This window comes from Swaminathania salitolerans, from assembly GCF_007988945.1.
In the GTDB taxonomy this organism is placed as follows: domain Bacteria; phylum Pseudomonadota; class Alphaproteobacteria; order Acetobacterales; family Acetobacteraceae; genus Swaminathania; species Swaminathania salitolerans.
In genome coordinates this window covers 1-16,955 of sequence record NZ_BJVC01000007.1, presented here as the reverse complement: position 1 = coordinate 16,955, position 16,955 = coordinate 1, and the positions used below count along the sequence as shown (strand labels likewise).

Genomic DNA, 16,955 nt, shown 5'->3' with positions numbered 1-16,955 from the left:
CCCGGTTCTCCCGGTGCTGGATCCTCCCTGGGCTGGAGTCTCCTGGCTGGAGTCTCCCCGGGCCCCGCTCCTTCTCCGCCGGTTTTTTGACCGGCGCGATCCGTTTCCTCTCCCGGAGCTGCGGGGTTCATGCTACCGGCTCTTTCATGTCCCGCGCCACGCCTCACATTCTTCAGGTTCTGCCTGCCCTCGGCACGGGCGGCATCGAACAGGGAACGATCGAGATGGCCGAGGCGATCGAAATCGCAGGCGGGCGCGCGATCGTCGCAAGCGAGAGCGGTGTGCTGGTACCGCGTCTTCTCTCTGTCGGGGCACGCCACCGGACGCTTCCGCTCGGACGGAAATCGCCACTCGCCATCTGGCGCAATGCCCGGGCACTGATCCGGCTTATCAGAGACGAGCATATCGATCTCGTCCATGCACGCTCCCGTGCGCCGGCCTGGGCGGCCTGGCTTGCCACGAGGCGCACCGGGATTCCGCTGGTCACCACATGGCATGGCGTGCACGACGCGCGCTTCCCCGGCAAGAAACACTATAATGCGGTCCTGGCCCGCGGAACACGCGTCATTGCCATCAGCGCCTATATCGCCGCGCGCCTCAGGGACGGCTATCGCGTGGGCGAAGACCGTCTCCGTCTCATTCCCCGGGGGGCAGACATGGCCCGTTTCGATCCGGCGCGCGTCACGGGTGCGCGGATCCAGGCCCTGGCAGAGGCCTGGCAGATTCCTCCGGGCATACCCGTCATCATGCTTGCGGGGCGTCTGACCCGCTGGAAAGGCCAGCGTCTTCTTCTCGACGCGTTGGCCATACTGGAGCGCATGGTTCCGTCTGCCTGGATGGCCGTTCTCGTCGGCCCTGCCGACCCCAGAGACGGTTATGTGCGCGAGGTGGCCAGCAGCGCGGCGAGACTCGGCCTCACCGAGCGCCTGCGCTTCGCCGGGTTGTGTCAGGACATGCCTGCGGCCTATGCCCTGTCGGATGTGGTCGTCGTCCCGTCTTTGCGCCCCGAGCCGTTCGGCCGCGTCGTCATCGAGGCCCAGGCCATGGGCAGACCCGTGGTCGTTTCCGCACAGGGCGGCGCCATGGAAACCGTCCTGCCGGACCGCACAGGGCTTCTCGTTCCTGCGGGCGATGCAGAAGCTCTCGCAAATGCCCTGCTGCGTGTCCTGACGCTCGATGACGAGGCGCGGGATTTCCTCGCGGAAACGGCCCGCCATCACATTGCGGAAAACTACACCACCCGACAGATGCAATCATCGACGCTGGCCGTATATGATGAGCTGTTGGGCAGTCATCTTTCGGACCGCTTTCGGGATCAGCTTACATGACCACCTCCCCCCCATCCAGACCGTCACCCGTTCTGACGGAAAAGGCCCAGGCCGATCTCGAGATGCGACAGAAAAGGGAGGCCGCCGCGTTGCGGGCCAATCTGCTTCGTCGCAAGGCACAGGTGCGCAACCGTGCGATCAAGGCACCGGAGGATCTGGATCCTCCGGCGTCATCGTCCTCTCCCGACTGACCCAGCGGTTTTCTTTCCGGAAGGAACCTTCACGATGTCCAGAACCCTTTACGCCACCATGCGCGCTCTTCCCGGCAAGCGCGACGAGCTTGCCCGTCTTCTGACTTCCCTTGCGAAAGACGTGCGCAGCGAACCGGGAAACGAGCGTTTCGTCGTCTATACGCTCGAATCCGATCCCGACTTCTTCCATGTGGAAGAAACCTATCGGGATGAGGCCGCCTTCAAGGCCCATATGGGCATGGAGCATGGCCGGGTCTTCAACGAGGCCATCCGCTCTCTGGTGGAAGGCGGCGCCTCCGAGGTGATCTTCCTGAACCACGTCGCCTGAAACCGCGCATCGAAGCGGCGCGCCGCATGCGGGAAATGCGCATGCGGCGGTTTGCAGAGGGGCCATGCTGGCGCTACATCTGCATGCCCTCTCGCTTTCAACAGAACTGGAAACTGCGTCATGCCCATCATGCCGGATAGCTGGATTCGCCAGATGGCCCAGGAAAAGGGCATGATCGAGCCCTTCGTCGAGGCGCAGAAACGCGAGGGCGTCATTTCCTACGGCCTGTCCTCCTATGGCTACGACGCGCGGGTCGGCGAGGATTTCAAGATCTTCACGGACGTCGATAACGCGGTCGTCGATCCGAAACATTTTGCGGCGAACAGTTTTGTGACGCGAACGGGCGACATCACCATCCCCCCCAACAGTTTCGCCCTGGCCCATACCGTGGAGTATTTCCGTATCCCGCGCGATGTCCTCGTGGTCTGCCTGGGAAAATCCACCTATGCCCGCTGCGGGATCATCGTGAACGTGACGCCGCTCGAGCCGGAATGGGAGGGACAGGTCACGATCGAGATCAGCAACACGACGAAGCTCCCGGCGCGGATCTACGCGAATGAGGGCATCTGCCAGTTCCTCTTCTTCCAGGGCGCCTCCCCCTGCGAAACCAGCTATGCGGACCGCGCGGGCAAATACATGATGCAGCGCGGAGTCACCACGCCGCGTCTCTGACGCCCCTCTCCCCCGAGACGCCGTCCGGTGGACGCAACCCGGCAAAGGCAGTTCGGCGAGGGCGCGACACAAGAAGCGCGCAGCGAGAGCCTTGCGTTCCCACCGCGCAGTGCCGACCGCGCGGTGGGAACGCAATCTCGCGGAACGACGGCCCGGGGCGTAACCGGCCTCTCGATGTTTTTGATAAGCATTCTCAACATCTTGCGCTTCGCTCTCACGCAGATGCGTCCGGCAACTTACCGAACCCGTATCAGTTAGACACGTCATCACGCTATCGGGACACGCTCATGAGCCAGACCTCTCTGCCCCCACGCATCGCGCCGGATTATCTGGCCCTTCTCGACTCGGACCGCATCTCGGGCCGTACGCGCCAGATCATGGAAGAACGGGCGCAGACGAACGATGCGCCCTATCATCCGCAACATCTGACGCGATCCGCCTATGACGTGCTCGTGGCCCTGACGGAATGCGTCCTTCCGCAGGAGGCGATTCTGGGTGACGAGGCCATCAATCTTCCCGCCCGGATCGATACCCGTCTCGGCACTGCGGGCGATGGGTGGCGGTTTGCCGCACTCCCCCCGGACAGGGAGGCCTATGAGCGTGCGCTCACCGGGCTCGATGGGGTGTCGGATGCCCGTTACGGAACCGCTTTTTGCAGGCTCGACCCGACCGATCGCGAGACCCTGGTCCAGGCCCTCGCAGAAGGCGCGCTCGGGACGGAAACCCTCGATGGCGACCAGATGCGCGCCTGGTTCGCGGATCTGCGGGCGGATTGCGTGCAGAGCTTCATGTCCCATCCGGCCGTGCAGGCCCGGCTCGGTATCGATGCCGTCTTCAATGGTGGTGACGCTATCTTCCAGGGGTTCTCCGCAATGGGCGAGGGCGTGAGCGAAGCCTGGGAACCTGAACCGGAGGTCGCACCATGATGCAGTCGAGGCGTTTTTCCGATCAGGAGACGGTCGATGCCGTCATCGTCGGCACCGGAGCCGGGGGCGCCCCTCTTCTGGCCGAACTGGCTGCGCGAGGCATGAGCGTCGTCGCTCTGGAAGCCGGCCCCCGCTTCGACCCCAGGATGCACACGCCCGACGAGGCCACCGCCTCGGAGATCTACTGGCTGGAGGAACGACTCTCGGGTGGTGAGAACCCGATGGCCTTCGGCGGCAATAACAGCGGCACAGGCGTGGGCGGTTCGATGCTGCATTTCGGCGCCTTCATGCCGCGGATCGACCCGCGCGACATGAGCTTGCATACCGAAACAGGCAAGGGACGGGACTGGCCGTTTTCCTATGACAGTCTCCTGCCCTGGATCGAACGCGTCGAGCGTGAGATCGGCGTTTCAGGGCCGGATTCCTACCCATGGGATCCGGACAGGCGCTATGCCTATCCGCCTCCGCAGCGCAACGCGGCGGCTCAGGCCATGGCGCGCGGCTGCGATGCGCTCGGCATACGCAACGCAGACGGTCCGACGGCGCTCATCACGCGCGACTGGGGCGCGCGCAAGGCCTGCGTCGGCTGCGGCGCCTGCCATCAGGGCTGTCGCAACGGGGCGAAATCGAGCACCGACGTGACCTATCTTCCGCAGGCCGTTGCTCATGGCGCCGAGATCCGTCCCAACTGCTTCGTGCATGGCATAGAGCGGGACCACAGCGGTCGCATCACCGGGGTGATCTATCGGGAGAACGGGGAAGACCGTCGCCAGCGCTGCGCGCGCCTCATTCTGGCAGGCGGCGCGGTCGAGACAGCGCGTCTTCTGTTGCATACGGGGCTGGCCAACCGCAGCGGCCAGGTCGGTCGCAACTACATGGCCCATATCTCCACGCAGGTCTGGGGGCGTTTCGACCGGATCACGCGACCGAACAAGGGTTATCCCTCCCTGACCATCACCGAGGACATGATGCGTCCCGACGATGCCGATTTCGCCGGGGGCTATCTGATCCAGTCTCTGGGCATGATGCCTTCCACCTGGGCAACAGGTGTCGCGCGTGGCCGGGGTCTGTGGGGCGAGACACTCACGCGTCATCTGCGCGACTACAACTACATGGCCGGTCTCGGTGCCCATGGGGATTGTCTCCCGCATGAGGACAATCGCGTCACCCTGTCAGACGAACCTGGACGGGCGGGGATGCCGAAGCCTCTGATCGCGTTCAGCTATGGCCCGAACGAGAAGGCGATGCACGCCCATGCAGAGCGGACGATGCGCAGGATCTGGCAAGCCGCGGGCGCAACAGATATCTGGTCGATGGATCGGGCGGCCCATATGATCGGAACCTGCCGTATGGGTACGGATCCCGACGACTCCGTGGTCGATCCCTACGGTCGGAGTCACGACATCGACAATCTCTGGATCTGCGACCACTCCGTCTTTCCGAGTGCCACCGCTGCCAATCCGGCACTGGCCATCATGGCCCTGAGCCTGCGTACTGCCGAAGCGATCGGGGGGCGATAAGCCCCCCGGTTCCGGTATCGCCGGCACGTCCGGACGGACAGGGTCGCACCCGCAACCCGGTCCGTGCCGGTCCGTTCAGCGGTCGTCGCTGAGACGCTCGATATCGGCGCCCACTGCGGAAAGCTTGCGATCCACCGCCTCGTAACCCCGGTCGAGATGATAGATCCGGCTCAGAGAGGTCTCGCCCTGCGCCCCGAGACCGGCCAGGATCAGCGAGAAGGAAGCCCGCAGATCGGTCGCCATGACAGGCGCTCCGGAGAGATGACCGACCCCGCGAATGATCGCGGACGATCCGTGAACGTTGATCCGCGCTCCCATGCGATTCAGTTCGGGAACGTGCATGAAGCGGTTTTCGAAGATCGTCTCGGTCACCATCGAGGCGCCGTCCGCCACGGCAAGCATGGCCATGAACTGGGCCTGCATGTCGGTGGGAAAGCCCGGATAGGGCTCGGTCATGATATCGACCCCTCGCAACGCACCGGTACGACGCACGCGGATGGCGTTTTCCTCCTCGAGCACCTCGACACCGGCCTCCTCGAGGGTCCGCACCACAGCGCCCAGATCCCGTACGCGCCCGCCGATCAGACGCAGATCGCCCCCGGTAATGCCTGCCGCGCAGGCATAGGTGCCGCATTCGATCCGATCCGCCATGATGGCGTGTTCGGCGCCGGTCAGCGCCTCCACGCCATCGATGACCAGCGTGCCGGTCCCTGCTCCGGCGATACGGGCGCCCATGCGATTGAGGCACTCGACGAGATCGCCGATCTCGGGTTCACGCGCTGCATTGACGATCTCGGTACGCCCCTTCGCGAGAGTCGCCGCCATCAGCAGGTTCTCGGTCGCGCCGACCGATGCGAAAGGCAGGAGAATCCGGTCGCCTACCAGACCGTTGGGAGCGCTGGCATTGATATAGCCGTTTTCGAGCCGGATGGTCGCGCCGAGGGTCTCGAGCCCCTTGAGATGCAGATCGACCGGCCGGGTGCCGATGGCGCAGCCCCCGGGCAGCGACACGCGCGCCTCCCGCGCCCGCGCGAGAAGCGGGCCGAGAACGAGGATCGAGGCGCGCATTTTCGAAACGATGTCGTACGGCGCCTCGACCGATGTGATCGGGCCGCCGATCGACAGGGTGCGCCCCTCGGCATCGACAGGATCGACCGCAATGCCGTGCTGACGCAGCAGGGTCTGCATCGTCTCGATATCGGCAATCTTCGGTACGTTCGACAGGATCAGACGATCGGCCGTGAGCAACCCGGCGACCATGAGCTTCAGCCCGGCATTCTTGGCGCCGCCGATGACGATCTCCCCTTCAAGGCGCCTGCCACCACGTATGATGAATCGGTCCATGATATGAAGCTCCTGAGGGGTGAAAGCCATGGAAAAAGGAAGAGTGACCTCTCTCCCGCGTCCCCCTCCTCCCGTCAAGGCATCAATTGCCCCGAGCGAATGGACCATGCGCGAAGGATCCGCGCATCAGTCGCCGCGCGCCATCGCTTCCAGAGCGGCAAGATCGAGCAGGGTGATCAGGGTAACGAACCGGATGACGATCAGATGTTCCCGCTGCAGGGCATTCAGCGTCCGGCTCACGGTCTCGATCGTCAGACCGAGATAATCGGCGATATCGGTCCGGCTCATGGGCAGGGTCAGGGTCCGGTCGGACGGAGGACGATGGTCGAGCCCGGACTGGAGATGATGCTGCTCCACGAGAAAACTGGCCAGACGCTCCCGGGCCGTCTTGCGGCCAAGCAGGAGCATCCGGCTCTGCGCCTGGACCAGCTCGCGCGAAGCCTCCTCCATGAGACGGTTCTCGAGTGCGGGAAAATCGCGCCGCAAGGTCGAAAGTCCGGACCGGGAGAACCTGCACAGCGTCAGAGCATCCAGGGCCTCGGCGCTGAACGCATAGGTCTTTCCGCTGGCAAGACCGAGAAACTGCCCCGTATTGGCAAAGCCGGTGATTTGCCGACGGCCATCAGGCATCAGGGAAAACAGCTTCGCATGACCGGAGGTCACGATGAAGAAATCCTCTGCCGGCTGCCCCTCTTCGATGAACGACCGGCCCTGCGGCACGGAGAGACGATGGGAATACCGGGCCAGACGCGCGGAATGCTCCGGGCTGATGACCGAGCAGATACTGCGCGATCGCGCCTCGCATGTCAGACAATGCGCGCAGCCGCCACAGGGTCCCAGCGTACTGACGCTGTCAGGAACTTGGACATGCATAAGACGGCGATCCTTGTTTTCTTCGACGCATTTTCGATTGATTAATAAAGCGTCATATACTGTTGCCAATTCTCCACGCCCGGTCGCATCGTTGCAATGGTCTTGATATGGATCAAGGCACGCCATGATAGCGCGTGGTCTGAAAACGTCACTGTTTAATCACGGATGACGTCGATGAAGACCACCTACAAACTCTCCAGTGCGCTCCTGTCCGGCATCGTGGCGGCTGCCGTCGCGATTCCGGCCGCCACGGCCCAGACCGCCCAGTCGGCACCTGTCGTGAACGCGCCTGTCTCCACGAACATGGTTCTCGCCCCCCAGGCTCAGGCTGTCGCCGCCCCCCATCGGAGCTCGGACGACGAATGCGGCCTGTTCAAGACCTGTTCCAGCACCAAGATCGGCCTGGGTAAAGGGGATTTTATCGTCCGTCTTTCCGCCCTCGGCGTGATCCCGCAGGATCGTGACAGCAAGGTCTGGCTGAACGGGGCCGCCATTCCCGGCCGCGTCAAGGCGACCAATCAGGTCATGCCCGAGCTGACGTTCGAATACTTCCTGACCGATAATGTCTCGGTCGATCTCATCGCGGCCAGCACCCGTCACGAAGTGGCCGCAGAAGGCACGCCTTTCGGCAAGATCGATGTCGGCAGCGCCTGGGTCCTGCCCCCGACCCTGACCTTCGCCTGGCATTTCCGCCCGCACAAGCGCTTCAATCCGTATGTCGGCGTCGGCGCCACCCTGGCCTGGTTCCACAACGTCTCCCCTGCGGGCGGTCTGGTGCAGAAGCTCAATGTCGGCGTCACGGGCGGCCCCTCGGTCAATGTCGGTTTCGACTATCAGCTCGTGGGCAACTGGTTCTTCAACATGGATGCCAAGCAGATGTTCATGCGTATGCATGCATGGGCCAACGACCGTGGGTCGGGCGCCTTCATCAAGGCTCATGACTCGCTCGACCCGACGACGGTCGCAGCAGGTATCGAGTACCGCTTCTGATTTCACCGGGGCCATATCCGTGGCTCCGACCATATCAGGAAAGGCCGTCCGGTTCGAGCGGCCTTTTTTTCGTTCATCATTCTGTCACTTCGTAATCACCTAAGCTTCACACACCGCCAGGAACTCTCCGCATAGGGTGCGCCGCAAGTCTCCCTCTCCTCGCGGAACAATCAAAGATGAAGCTTCGCAAGCAGCGCCTCGGTCTGGTTCTTTCTCTATTCTGCTCGCCTCTGGCGCTCTCTCAGGCATTTGCAAATACACAAAACGGGAAAGACCCCGTACAGATCGACCCTCACAAGCTTCACCCGGTGAAGACAGGAAAAACCAGGTCGATTATTTCCAGAGCGCCTGCCGAACAGATCATCGCTACCGCACGCCGCAGCCGCTCGGAACAGAGCGTGGGCCATACGCAGCTTCAGCGCATCCTTCCCGGCGTCAATCCGCTCAAGGCCTTGCAGATCCTGCCGGGCGTCGTGTTCAACAACGCCGATCCCTGGGGCAATAACGAGCAGAACTCGTCGCTCTTCATTCATGGCTTCAACCAGAACCAGCTCGGCTATACGCTCGATGGCATTCCTCTGGGCGATCAGGCTTATGGCAATTACAACGGCCTTTCGCCTCAGCGCGCCGTGATCAGCGAAAACGTGGGCAACGCCACCGTCGCGACCGGATCGGGCGCGCTCGGCACGGCCTCGACCTCGAATCTGGGCGGCACACTGCTGTTCTCCTCGCTCGATCCCAAGCAGAAGATGGGCGGTCAGCTCGACCAGACCTTCGGCAGTTTCTCGACCTTCCGCACTTTTGCCCGCTTCGATACCGGCAATTTCGGCAACGGCAATTCGGCCTATATTTCCTGGGCCCGTCAGGATGCCCGCGCCTGGGATTTCGCAGGTCATCAGGGTGGCAATCAGGTCAATGCCAAATTCGTACACAAGGACAGCAAGGACAAGATCACCTATTTCTTCGACTGGTCCGACAAGGTCGAGCCGAACGAGGATGGAATCGTTCTGCCGAATGGCTACGGCACCTATGTGCGCCCCTTTACCTTTCCCGATTTCACCTATGCGAAATCCTATATCAATTCCCCGGCCTACCGTGCTGCGGGTCTGAACTACCGCAATTATTATTCAGCCGCGCAGCGTCGTGATTTTCTCACCTATCTGAGCTGGCAGCATGATTTCAGCGCCAATCTGCACTGGGACAACAAGTTCTATTACCACCACGATCTCGGCGAGGGTGTCGTCGCAGGGCCGATCACGGCGGCAGGCCTGCCGACCTTATTCAGCGCCTATTTTCCCGATCAGAGCGCAGACCAGCTCAATACCGTGTTCGGCGGTTCGGGTTATGCGACGCGCACGACCGAGTACTGGGACAATCGCGGCGGTCTTCTCTCGACCCTGCGCTATCATCTCGGCCATCACGACATAGAGGTCGGGGGCTGGTACGAGCGCAACAACAACACCCAGGCGCGGCGCTGGTATCCGCTCGACGCCAACAACCCGACCACGCCCTATGAGCGTCAGCAGGATGCGCTGATCAAGCAATACACCAATTATTTCTATACCAATACATTCGTCACGCATTTGCAGGACAGCTGGAAGGTCTCGAAAAACTTCACCCTCTCGGCGGGTTTCAAATCCGAGCTGGTCTATACCAATGGCACCCTGCCCGTGGCCGGAAAGCCGGGTTCGCTCTCGCCGAAAACGGCCGTCACCGTTCCGGGCGGCACGATCGCAGCGGTCAAGCCTTTCCTTCCCTCGTTCGGCGCCTTGTGGAACATTACGCCGCACGAACAGTGGTTCGCGAATATCCAGGAAAACATGCGCGCCTATCAGAGCACGGGATACGGCAATGCCACTCCCTGGGGCGCCACCAGCCAAGCCGCATTCGAGGACTTCAAGGAGCACGGAAAAGTCGAGACCTCATGGACCTACGAGACGGGATTGCGCACCCATCATCGCGTGCATCTCGGCCCGCTGACCGATATCTCGGCCCAGGCCGAATATTATCACGTGCATTTCTCGAACCGGCTCGTTGCCATCGCGACCACCCAGACCCTCTCCTCGATCATCGGGTCAGCAACGACGCTCGCCAATGTCGGCTCCGTTTCCACCGACGGTATGGATTTCTCTTTTACCGCGCAGTTCGGGCCGCATTTTTCTCTTTATAACGGGCTGAGCTACAACAAATCCGTCTATAACGACAATTACGCCTCGGGCAACGCCACCATCCGCATTGCCGGACGCAACGTGGCCGGTCAGCCGGACTGGACGGAAAAATTCGTCGCGACCACCAATTGGGGCAATTTCTACGGCCAGTTCATCGGCGATATCATGGGCAAGCGCTATACGACCTATACCAACGACCTGTGGGCGTCGCCGACGGCGCAATTCAGCATGAATGCGGGCTACACCATCCATGGAATTCCGCATATTCCTGCCTTGCGGGTCCAGGGCAACATCACCAACCTGACGAACACGCGCGGCTGGTCCACGGTCAGCACCACGCAGACCGCCGGGCAATTCACCGCTTTTCCGATCGCGCCGCGCATGTTCTTCCTGACATTGAGCGCACACTGGTAACCCGCACCGGTTGGAAGACCGACAGCCAGCGAAGACACCCTCCCTCCCCGGGGGAGGGACACACCGGAACGATCATCGCAACGACCAAGGACCTGCCGTCATGCTGACACGCCGTCATACCTTCTCTTTCGGTCTTGCCGGATTCTGCGCATCGATGATCCCGGGCGCAGCCGTCAGGGCGGCGCCGTCCCTCGCACCCCGACCGCTCGTTTTCGCCCATCGCGGCGCATCGGCCCTGAGGCCCGAGCACACGCTTGCCTCCTATGCCAAGGCGATGGAGGACGGCGCCGATTACATCGAGCCCGATCTGGTGATGACGAAAGACGGCGTGCTGATCGTGCGTCACGAAAGCAACATCGCCGACACGACCGACATCGCCTCCCGCCCGGAATTTGCCGCGCGCAAGCGCAGCCTGACCATCGACGGTCGCAAGGAGACGGGATGGTTCACCACCGACTTTACCCTGGCCGAACTCAAGACCCTGAGGGCAAGGGAACGCCTGCCGCAGCTTCGCCCTCACAACACGCGTTATGACGGCCATTTCGACGTACCGACCTTCGAGGAGGTGATCGATTTCGTGGCCGGTGAATCCGCTGCCCGGGGCAAGGTGTTCGGGCTCATCCCCGAAATCAAGAATTCCACCCATTTCCACAGCCTCGGCCTGGACCCGGAAGCCGCCTTCCTGCGCACCATCGCGGCACATGACTACACCCGTCAGGCCCCGCTGGAACTCCAGTCCTTCGAGACGGCCAATCTGAAGGCGATCGGCGAAAAGACCCGCGCGATCAACCCGCAGGCACGGATCATGTTCCTGATGGGCGAGCCCGACCAGACCCCGCCCGACCTTCTGGGCAAACGCGACGCCAGACGTTTCGGCGACTTCATGAAACCCGCAGGACTGCGCGACATACGACGCTTTGCCGATGTGATCGGCCCATCCAATACCGATCTCATCCCGCGCAAGCCCGATGGCTCATGGGGCACGCCCACGACGCTGATCACCGATGCGCATGAGGCCGGGCTTCTGGTTCATTCCTACACGGCGCGCCCCGAAAACTATTGCCTGCCGAAAGAGCTGCGCGACGGCGGGGCACTCAACGCCCGGAACCCTGCCGGCATGATCGCCGAGGTGAAACGCTATCTCGATATGGGCCTCGACGGCTTCTTCACCGACGACCCCGCCCTTGGACGCAGGGCAGTCGACACGCCGGGTTGATCCGGCCCGAGCTTGCCTGTGTCGCACAGGTCATGCAGGGTTTCGCCCCGCGCACGACCCGCATAGCTGACGGAGACCTCCCTTGACCGAGCACGATCTGTTTCCCGGTAAAGCCTTCGATGCCTTCCTGTTCGACATGGATGGCACGATCCTCACCTCCATCATCGCGGCCGAGCGCGTCTGGACCCTGTGGGCGCAGAAACACGGTCTCGACGTCGGGAAATTTCTCGCCACGATCCACGGCGTACAGACCATCGAGACCATCCGTCGCCAGAATCTCCCGGGAGTCGACCCGGTCGAGGAAGCACGCTGGGTCACCAGCCGGGAAATGGAGGACACGCAGGGTATCGACCCCATTCCCGGTGCCATCGCCTTTCTGAACAGCCTGCCTGCCGATCGCTGGGCCATCGTCACCTCGGCCTCGCGCGACCTCGCGCTCAGGCGCATCCGGACTGCCGGTCTGCCCCTGCCCGGACTCCTCATCACGGCCGAGGATGCCCCCAACGGCAAACCCGCGCCGGACTGCTTCCTGCTCGGCGCGCAGCGTCTGGGATTCGAGGCGAAGAACTGCGTCGTGTTCGAGGATGCCCCTGCCGGGATCCGGGCGGGAGAGGCCGCGGGCGCGAGCGTGGTGGTGATCACGACCACCCATACCCATGCGGTGGATGTCCCCCATCCGACCGTGCCGGGATACGAGGCGCTCGAGGCGCGGCGCATGGCCGATGGCCGTCTTTCCCTTCTCGGCCGGGACACCGCCTGACATGGATGACGTCTCCGATCATGTCTGTCATCACCATCGCTGCCGCCCTGTTGCACGACGAGGCGGGCAGACTCCTTCTGGTACGCAAGCGCAACACGCAGGCTTTCATGCAGCCCGGCGGCAAGATCGAGCCGGGCGAGACCCCGCAAGCCGCGCTCCTGCGCGAAATCGCAGAGGAGCTGGGCATCGAGCCGGAGGCTTCCTCCTGCACCTTTCTCGAACGCATCGAGGCACCGGCTGCCAACGAGCCGGGCCATATCGTCAGGGCCGATCTGTTCGTCCTCCGCTGGTCCGGCCCCGTCGCCATCGCCGCCGAGATCGAAGAGGCGCTCTGGGTGACGCCCGAAGAGGCGCAATATCTGCCCCTCGCCCCGCTGACGCGCGACTGCGTTCTGCCGCTATTCTCCCTCATTGCCTGAGCATCTGCCGCTCTTGAAAAAGCCCGGGCGGATTTCCATTTTTCCATGCGAATCAGTGTCCTTGTGACACCAACACAGTCTTGAGGGATCTCCATGACCGAAAATACCGAAAAAGATCAGGTCCAGGGCGCCGAAAAGCACGAATTCAGCGCTGAAGTCGGGCGTCTGCTCGACCTCGTGGTTCATGCCCTTTATTCCGAACGTGAGATCTTTCTGCGCGAGCTGGTGGCCAATGCCGCCGATGCTTCCGACAAGCGCCGTTTCGAGGCCCTGACCGATGCCGCCAAGGCCCTGCCCGCGGATGCTGCCATTCGCATCACGCCGGACAAGGATGCCCGGCTGCTGACCATCAGCGATAATGGCGCAGGCATGAGCCGTGAGGATCTGGCCAGCAATCTCGGCACCATTGCGCGCTCGGGTACGCGCGCCTTCGGCGAGAAGCTGAACAGCGCAAAGCCCGAAGACCGCCCCAGCCTGATCGGCCAGTTCGGCGTCGGCTTCTACGCCGCCTTCATGGTGGCCGACAAGGTGGATGTGATTTCGCGCCAGCCCGGCTCCGACCAAGCCTGGCAGTGGTCGTCCGACGGCAAGGGCGCCTATACCATTGCCCCGGCCAAACGCGAGCAGCCCGGCACGGACATCATCCTGCATGTCAAAGCCGATGCGGACGAGTTTCTCGATGCCTGGCGTCTGCGCTCCATCATTCGCAAATGGGCCGACCACATTTCCTGGCCGATCACCCTGCGCGAGGGTGAGGAAGACAAATCGGCCAATGAGGGCACGGCGCTGTGGCGCAAGTCGAAATCCGACATCACGCCCGAGCAGTACACCGAGTTCTATCGTCACGTCGCCCATCAGTTCGACGAGCCCTATGCGACCCTGCACTGGAGCGCAGAAGGCACGACCGAGTTCACGGCGCTGCTGTTCATCCCCGGTGCACGCCCCTTCGATTTCATGGAGCAGTCGCGCGAGAGCAAGGTGCATCTGCATGTGCGCCGCATGTTCATCACCGACGAGGCCGAGCTTCTGCCGGCCTGGCTGCGCTTCGTTCAGGGCGTGGTCGATACGGAAGACCTGCCGCTGAACGTCTCGCGCGAGATGCTGCAATCGACCCCCGTGCTGCATCGCATCCGCAAGGCCGTGACCAAGCGCGTGATGACCGAAATCAGGAACCGCGCCAAAGACACGGAAAATGCGGACGCCTTCGGCACGTTCTGGGAGAATTTCGGCCCGATCATCAAGGAAGGCATCTGGGAGGATTCCGAGCATCGTCAGGAACTCGCGTCCCTGTCGCGTTTCCGCTCGACCGCCTCGGACGATCCGACGACGCTCGATGGCTATCTGTCACGCATGAAGCCGGGTCAGGACACCATCTATTATCTGACGGGCGAGAACGCCGAGGCGCTGGCTGCCTCGCCGCAGCTCGAGGGCTTCCGTGCCCGCGGCATCGAGGTGCTGTTGCTGTCCGATCAGGTGGACGGTTTCTGGCCCGATCGTCTGTCCTCCTACGAGGACAAGGTGCTGAAATCCATCAATCAGGCCCATGGCGATCTGGAGAAATTCGAAGCCCCGACGCCTGAGGGCGAGGCTGCCGATCTCGACAAGCTGATCCCTGCGCTGAAGGAAGCGCTGGGCGATGACGTCAAGGATGTGCGCGGCACGGTCCGTCTGGTTGGCAGCGCCGTCGTGATCACGAGCGAAGGCGGGCCGGATCAGATGATGCAGCGCCTGATGCGCCGCTCGGGTCAGGGCATGCCGCCCGCAGCCCCGATCATGGAGATCAATCCGCACCACCCGCTGATCCGCGATCTCGCGATGCGCGTGGAAAAGGGTGAAAGCGTGGCCGATTTCGCCCGTGTACTGCTGGACGTGGCACGCATCCAGGACGGCGAAACCCTGCCCGACGCCGCCGGCTTCGCCCAACGCCTGACCTCGATGCTGACCGTCGCCGCCACGCACTGAACCACCCGATCGGCTCTCCCGGATCGGCCGCAATCCCCGGGGTACGGTCCCCGGAGTGCGGTCCCCGGAGTGCGGTCTCCCGGGGTGCCGTCTCCCGGGTGCCGTCTCCGGGCTGCTGCCACCCGGATGCACATGCCGGATATCGTTTGCGGGCCGGATGAAACTCCGGACCGCACCGGCAGGTGACCGTCCCTGTGCCGCATCCGCGCGTCAGTCGGGCACGCGGGCGGCGGTTTTTCCCTACCGCCGCCCGCGCGTTCAGAGTCGTGAAGATATCCGGGCAGCTACCGGGCCAGTCACGGGGCCAGTCACGGGGCCGGTCACCGGAGCGGACATATCGGCCGATGCCCGCGTTCCGACACGGTATGGCCCCCCCTCCCTGATTTCGATCGTGAGCAGTCGCAGATCCTGTTTCTCCCCCGACGGAATCGGCAGGAGAGCGGCGCCCTGCGTCCAGCGGGCATCCGCAGCCTCCCGCCGCTCCCACCCTCCGAGTTCCTCCACCTGCAGATGCGTCACAAGATCCTGGCTCCTGCGCGAGGAGAAAAGCGTCACCTTGCCCACCAGCACCCCCAGCCATCGCCGATCGTCGACATAAGGACCGATGGCATCGCAGGGACGGGCCGTGCGCGAAACGATCCGGACCCGGTCTACATGGCCGGGAATCATGAAAATCCGGTTTTCCCCGGAGCGACGCGCCATACGGATGATCTGCCCCTGATCCGTGACGAGGCAGAGATCGGGATCCGTTGTCCATTCTGCGTCGTCTTCGCTCCGTGCGCAAAAACCGGTTTCCTGCGCGCGGACGCTCAGACAGGCGTGGAGACGCTCGACATGGAAACGCTCGGTGCATAACGGTGCCGCCGAATCGCTTCCCCAGACTTTCGTGCCGCCTCGCAGAGGCACGACGTTTTCGCTCTCCGTGAAACGGCAGCGATTTCCCGTATCGAGATAGCTCTCTGTGGTCAGATCGTTGGCCCAGATGATGCTATGGCCCTTCGTCTCGATATGATGGAAACGATAGGTCGGAACGCTGCGGTCGTAGCGGATCGACATGCCGTTCACGAGCATCCGGACAGGAACGAACGCGCCGTCATGAAAGATGCAATGCTCGTTCGTCACGAGCAGATCCCCGGACGGCACATGATCGGCGAAAGCGTGCTTGCAGATCCGCACCGGCCATCCGGCCAGATCGTCCTCGGCTCCGGCATTGACGCGGACATGGCCCGACCCCGCCCAGACCACCGCTGTCACCCGCGCGCACTGCGCTTCCCGGTCCCAGACGCATATTTCGTCGCCTCGCCTCAGGGTCTCGACCTTCCGGGCGCCCGAAGGGGTGCGTATGAGCGCCCCGGGAAGAAAACAGACGATCCCGCCCAGCGACCAGGTGTCATGGATCCGCATGAGATGGGTCCGCCCCGCCGGGGGAAGATCGAACGGATTACCCGGAATGACGTATTCGACCGCCCCGTAATCGAGGATTCCCATCCTGACGGAGATCGTGGTCCGGTTCGTCTGCCTGTCGTAACGCTGGACGACCGTCTTGTTCGCAGCGCTGCGATTGGCGAAGTCGAGGCGGATCGAACGTCCGTTTTCGGTATGGATCGTAAAGATATACCGGTTCCCACGATAATCGGAGACGGGAAAGGTCAGGCTTATCGTCCCGCCATTCCTGCCCATGACGACGTCGTAGTGATGGTTTTTCTGCGAGGACCCTATCGGCCCGAGCGCGATGGGGCCGTTTTTCGGATCGATGTAAAGAGTGTCCCCGTCAAGACTATACTTGGCAGATGATCCATCCCATGTGGGCATGACTGTCTCCTTACCATAATTCGTGATTTGCG

At 62.8% G+C, this 16,955-nt stretch carries 15 protein-coding genes; 12 read left to right on the top strand and 3 right to left on the bottom strand.

Features of this window, described 5'->3' with window-relative positions:
- Positions 1–146: 146 nt before the first annotated feature.
- The 6 genes from SSA02_RS11990 to SSA02_RS11965 all read left to right on the top strand — a co-directional run bounded on the left by SSA02_RS11990 (position 147) and on the right by SSA02_RS11965 (position 4,965).
- On the top strand, positions 147–1,328 hold the full coding sequence (locus SSA02_RS11990) for a glycosyltransferase family 4 protein (RefSeq protein WP_147094329.1): 1,182 nt from the start codon (positions 147–149) through the stop codon (positions 1,326–1,328).
- On the top strand, positions 1,325–1,519 hold the full coding sequence (locus SSA02_RS11985; RefSeq protein WP_147094328.1) for a hypothetical protein: 195 nt from the start codon (positions 1,325–1,327) through the stop codon (positions 1,517–1,519). Before SSA02_RS11990 ends, SSA02_RS11985 begins: the two co-directional genes overlap by 4 nt.
- Before the next feature lie 34 nt (positions 1,520–1,553).
- Positions 1,554–1,847 (top strand): putative quinol monooxygenase, encoded by a 294-nt coding sequence (locus tag SSA02_RS11980; RefSeq protein WP_147094327.1) that lies wholly within the window; start codon positions 1,554–1,556, stop codon positions 1,845–1,847.
- A gap of 120 nt (positions 1,848–1,967) precedes the next feature.
- Positions 1,968–2,519, top strand: coding sequence for a dCTP deaminase (gene dcd / locus SSA02_RS11975; protein ID WP_147094326.1), 552 nt, complete (start codon positions 1,968–1,970; stop codon positions 2,517–2,519).
- Positions 2,520–2,806: 287 nt separating this feature from the next.
- On the top strand, positions 2,807–3,445 hold the full coding sequence (locus SSA02_RS11970; RefSeq protein WP_147094325.1) for a gluconate 2-dehydrogenase subunit 3 family protein: 639 nt from the start codon (positions 2,807–2,809) through the stop codon (positions 3,443–3,445).
- The gene (locus SSA02_RS11965; RefSeq protein WP_246103898.1) at positions 3,442–4,965 is read left to right on the top strand and encodes a GMC family oxidoreductase; all 1,524 of its coding nucleotides are present in this window, start codon (positions 3,442–3,444) and stop codon (positions 4,963–4,965) included. The genes SSA02_RS11970 and SSA02_RS11965 overlap by 4 nt, the downstream gene beginning before the upstream one ends.
- 75 nt (positions 4,966–5,040) lie before the next feature.
- Here the strand turns inward: SSA02_RS11965 and murA are convergent, their stop codons facing one another.
- Both murA and SSA02_RS11955 read right to left on the bottom strand, forming a co-directional pair.
- The gene (gene murA, locus SSA02_RS11960) at positions 5,041–6,309 is read right to left on the bottom strand and encodes a UDP-N-acetylglucosamine 1-carboxyvinyltransferase (protein ID WP_147094324.1); all 1,269 of its coding nucleotides are present in this window, start codon (positions 6,307–6,309) and stop codon (positions 5,041–5,043) included.
- A gap of 126 nt (positions 6,310–6,435) precedes the next feature.
- Positions 6,436–7,182 carry a Crp/Fnr family transcriptional regulator gene (locus tag SSA02_RS11955; RefSeq protein ID WP_147094323.1) on the bottom strand — a complete coding sequence of 249 codons (747 nt, stop codon included), beginning with the start codon at positions 7,180–7,182 and terminating at the stop codon, positions 6,436–6,438.
- Positions 7,183–7,356: 174 nt separating this feature from the next.
- Between SSA02_RS11955 and SSA02_RS11950 the strand changes: the two genes are divergently transcribed.
- The 6 genes from SSA02_RS11950 to htpG all read left to right on the top strand — a co-directional run bounded on the left by SSA02_RS11950 (position 7,357) and on the right by htpG (position 15,111).
- Positions 7,357–8,172: an OmpW/AlkL family protein gene (locus tag SSA02_RS11950; RefSeq protein WP_147094322.1), complete on the top strand. Its 816-nt coding sequence runs from the start codon at positions 7,357–7,359 to the stop codon at positions 8,170–8,172.
- A gap of 176 nt (positions 8,173–8,348) precedes the next feature.
- Positions 8,349–10,754: a TonB-dependent receptor gene (locus tag SSA02_RS11945; protein ID WP_147094321.1), complete on the top strand. Its 2,406-nt coding sequence runs from the start codon at positions 8,349–8,351 to the stop codon at positions 10,752–10,754.
- 100 nt (positions 10,755–10,854) lie between these two features.
- Entirely contained in the window at positions 10,855–11,970 is a 1,116-nt protein-coding gene (locus SSA02_RS11940; RefSeq protein WP_147094320.1) for a glycerophosphodiester phosphodiesterase family protein, read from the top strand.
- Positions 11,971–12,052: 82 nt separating this feature from the next.
- Positions 12,053–12,730 carry an HAD family hydrolase gene (locus tag SSA02_RS11935; protein ID WP_222591084.1) on the top strand — a complete coding sequence of 226 codons (678 nt, stop codon included), beginning with the start codon at positions 12,053–12,055 and terminating at the stop codon, positions 12,728–12,730.
- A gap of 20 nt (positions 12,731–12,750) precedes the next feature.
- A complete protein-coding gene (locus SSA02_RS11930; protein ID WP_147094319.1) occupies positions 12,751–13,149 on the top strand; it encodes an NUDIX hydrolase in 399 nt (132 codons plus the stop codon).
- Between the two features lie 93 nt (positions 13,150–13,242).
- A complete protein-coding gene (gene htpG, locus SSA02_RS11925) occupies positions 13,243–15,111 on the top strand; it encodes a molecular chaperone HtpG (protein ID WP_147094318.1) in 1,869 nt (622 codons plus the stop codon).
- Between the two features lie 258 nt (positions 15,112–15,369).
- On the opposite strand, the gene SSA02_RS11920 is transcribed toward htpG, so the two are convergent.
- Positions 15,370–16,923, bottom strand: a complete 1,554-nt coding sequence (locus SSA02_RS11920; protein WP_147094317.1) for a Hint domain-containing protein — start codon at positions 16,921–16,923, stop codon at positions 15,370–15,372.
- Positions 16,924–16,955: the final 32 nt, after the last annotated feature.

Coding starts and splice junctions, on each gene's coding strand:
- SSA02_RS11990 (WP_147094329.1), top strand. CDS start 147: ATGTCCCGCGCCACGCCTCACATTCTTCAGGTTCTGCCTGCCCTCGGC.
- SSA02_RS11985 (WP_147094328.1), top strand. CDS start 1,325: ATGACCACCTCCCCCCCATCCAGACCGTCACCCGTTCTGACGGAAAAG.
- SSA02_RS11980 (WP_147094327.1), top strand. CDS start 1,554: ATGTCCAGAACCCTTTACGCCACCATGCGCGCTCTTCCCGGCAAGCGC.
- dcd (WP_147094326.1), top strand. CDS start 1,968: ATGCCCATCATGCCGGATAGCTGGATTCGCCAGATGGCCCAGGAAAAG.
- SSA02_RS11970 (WP_147094325.1), top strand. CDS start 2,807: ATGAGCCAGACCTCTCTGCCCCCACGCATCGCGCCGGATTATCTGGCC.
- SSA02_RS11965 (WP_246103898.1), top strand. CDS start 3,442: ATGATGCAGTCGAGGCGTTTTTCCGATCAGGAGACGGTCGATGCCGTC.
- murA (WP_147094324.1), bottom strand. CDS start 6,309: ATGGACCGATTCATCATACGTGGTGGCAGGCGCCTTGAAGGGGAGATC.
- SSA02_RS11955 (WP_147094323.1), bottom strand. CDS start 7,182: ATGCATGTCCAAGTTCCTGACAGCGTCAGTACGCTGGGACCCTGTGGC.
- SSA02_RS11950 (WP_147094322.1), top strand. CDS start 7,357: ATGAAGACCACCTACAAACTCTCCAGTGCGCTCCTGTCCGGCATCGTG.
- SSA02_RS11945 (WP_147094321.1), top strand. CDS start 8,349: ATGAAGCTTCGCAAGCAGCGCCTCGGTCTGGTTCTTTCTCTATTCTGC.
- SSA02_RS11940 (WP_147094320.1), top strand. CDS start 10,855: ATGCTGACACGCCGTCATACCTTCTCTTTCGGTCTTGCCGGATTCTGC.
- SSA02_RS11930 (WP_147094319.1), top strand. CDS start 12,751: ATGTCTGTCATCACCATCGCTGCCGCCCTGTTGCACGACGAGGCGGGC.
- htpG (WP_147094318.1), top strand. CDS start 13,243: ATGACCGAAAATACCGAAAAAGATCAGGTCCAGGGCGCCGAAAAGCAC.
- SSA02_RS11920 (WP_147094317.1), bottom strand. CDS start 16,923: ATGCCCACATGGGATGGATCATCTGCCAAGTATAGTCTTGACGGGGAC.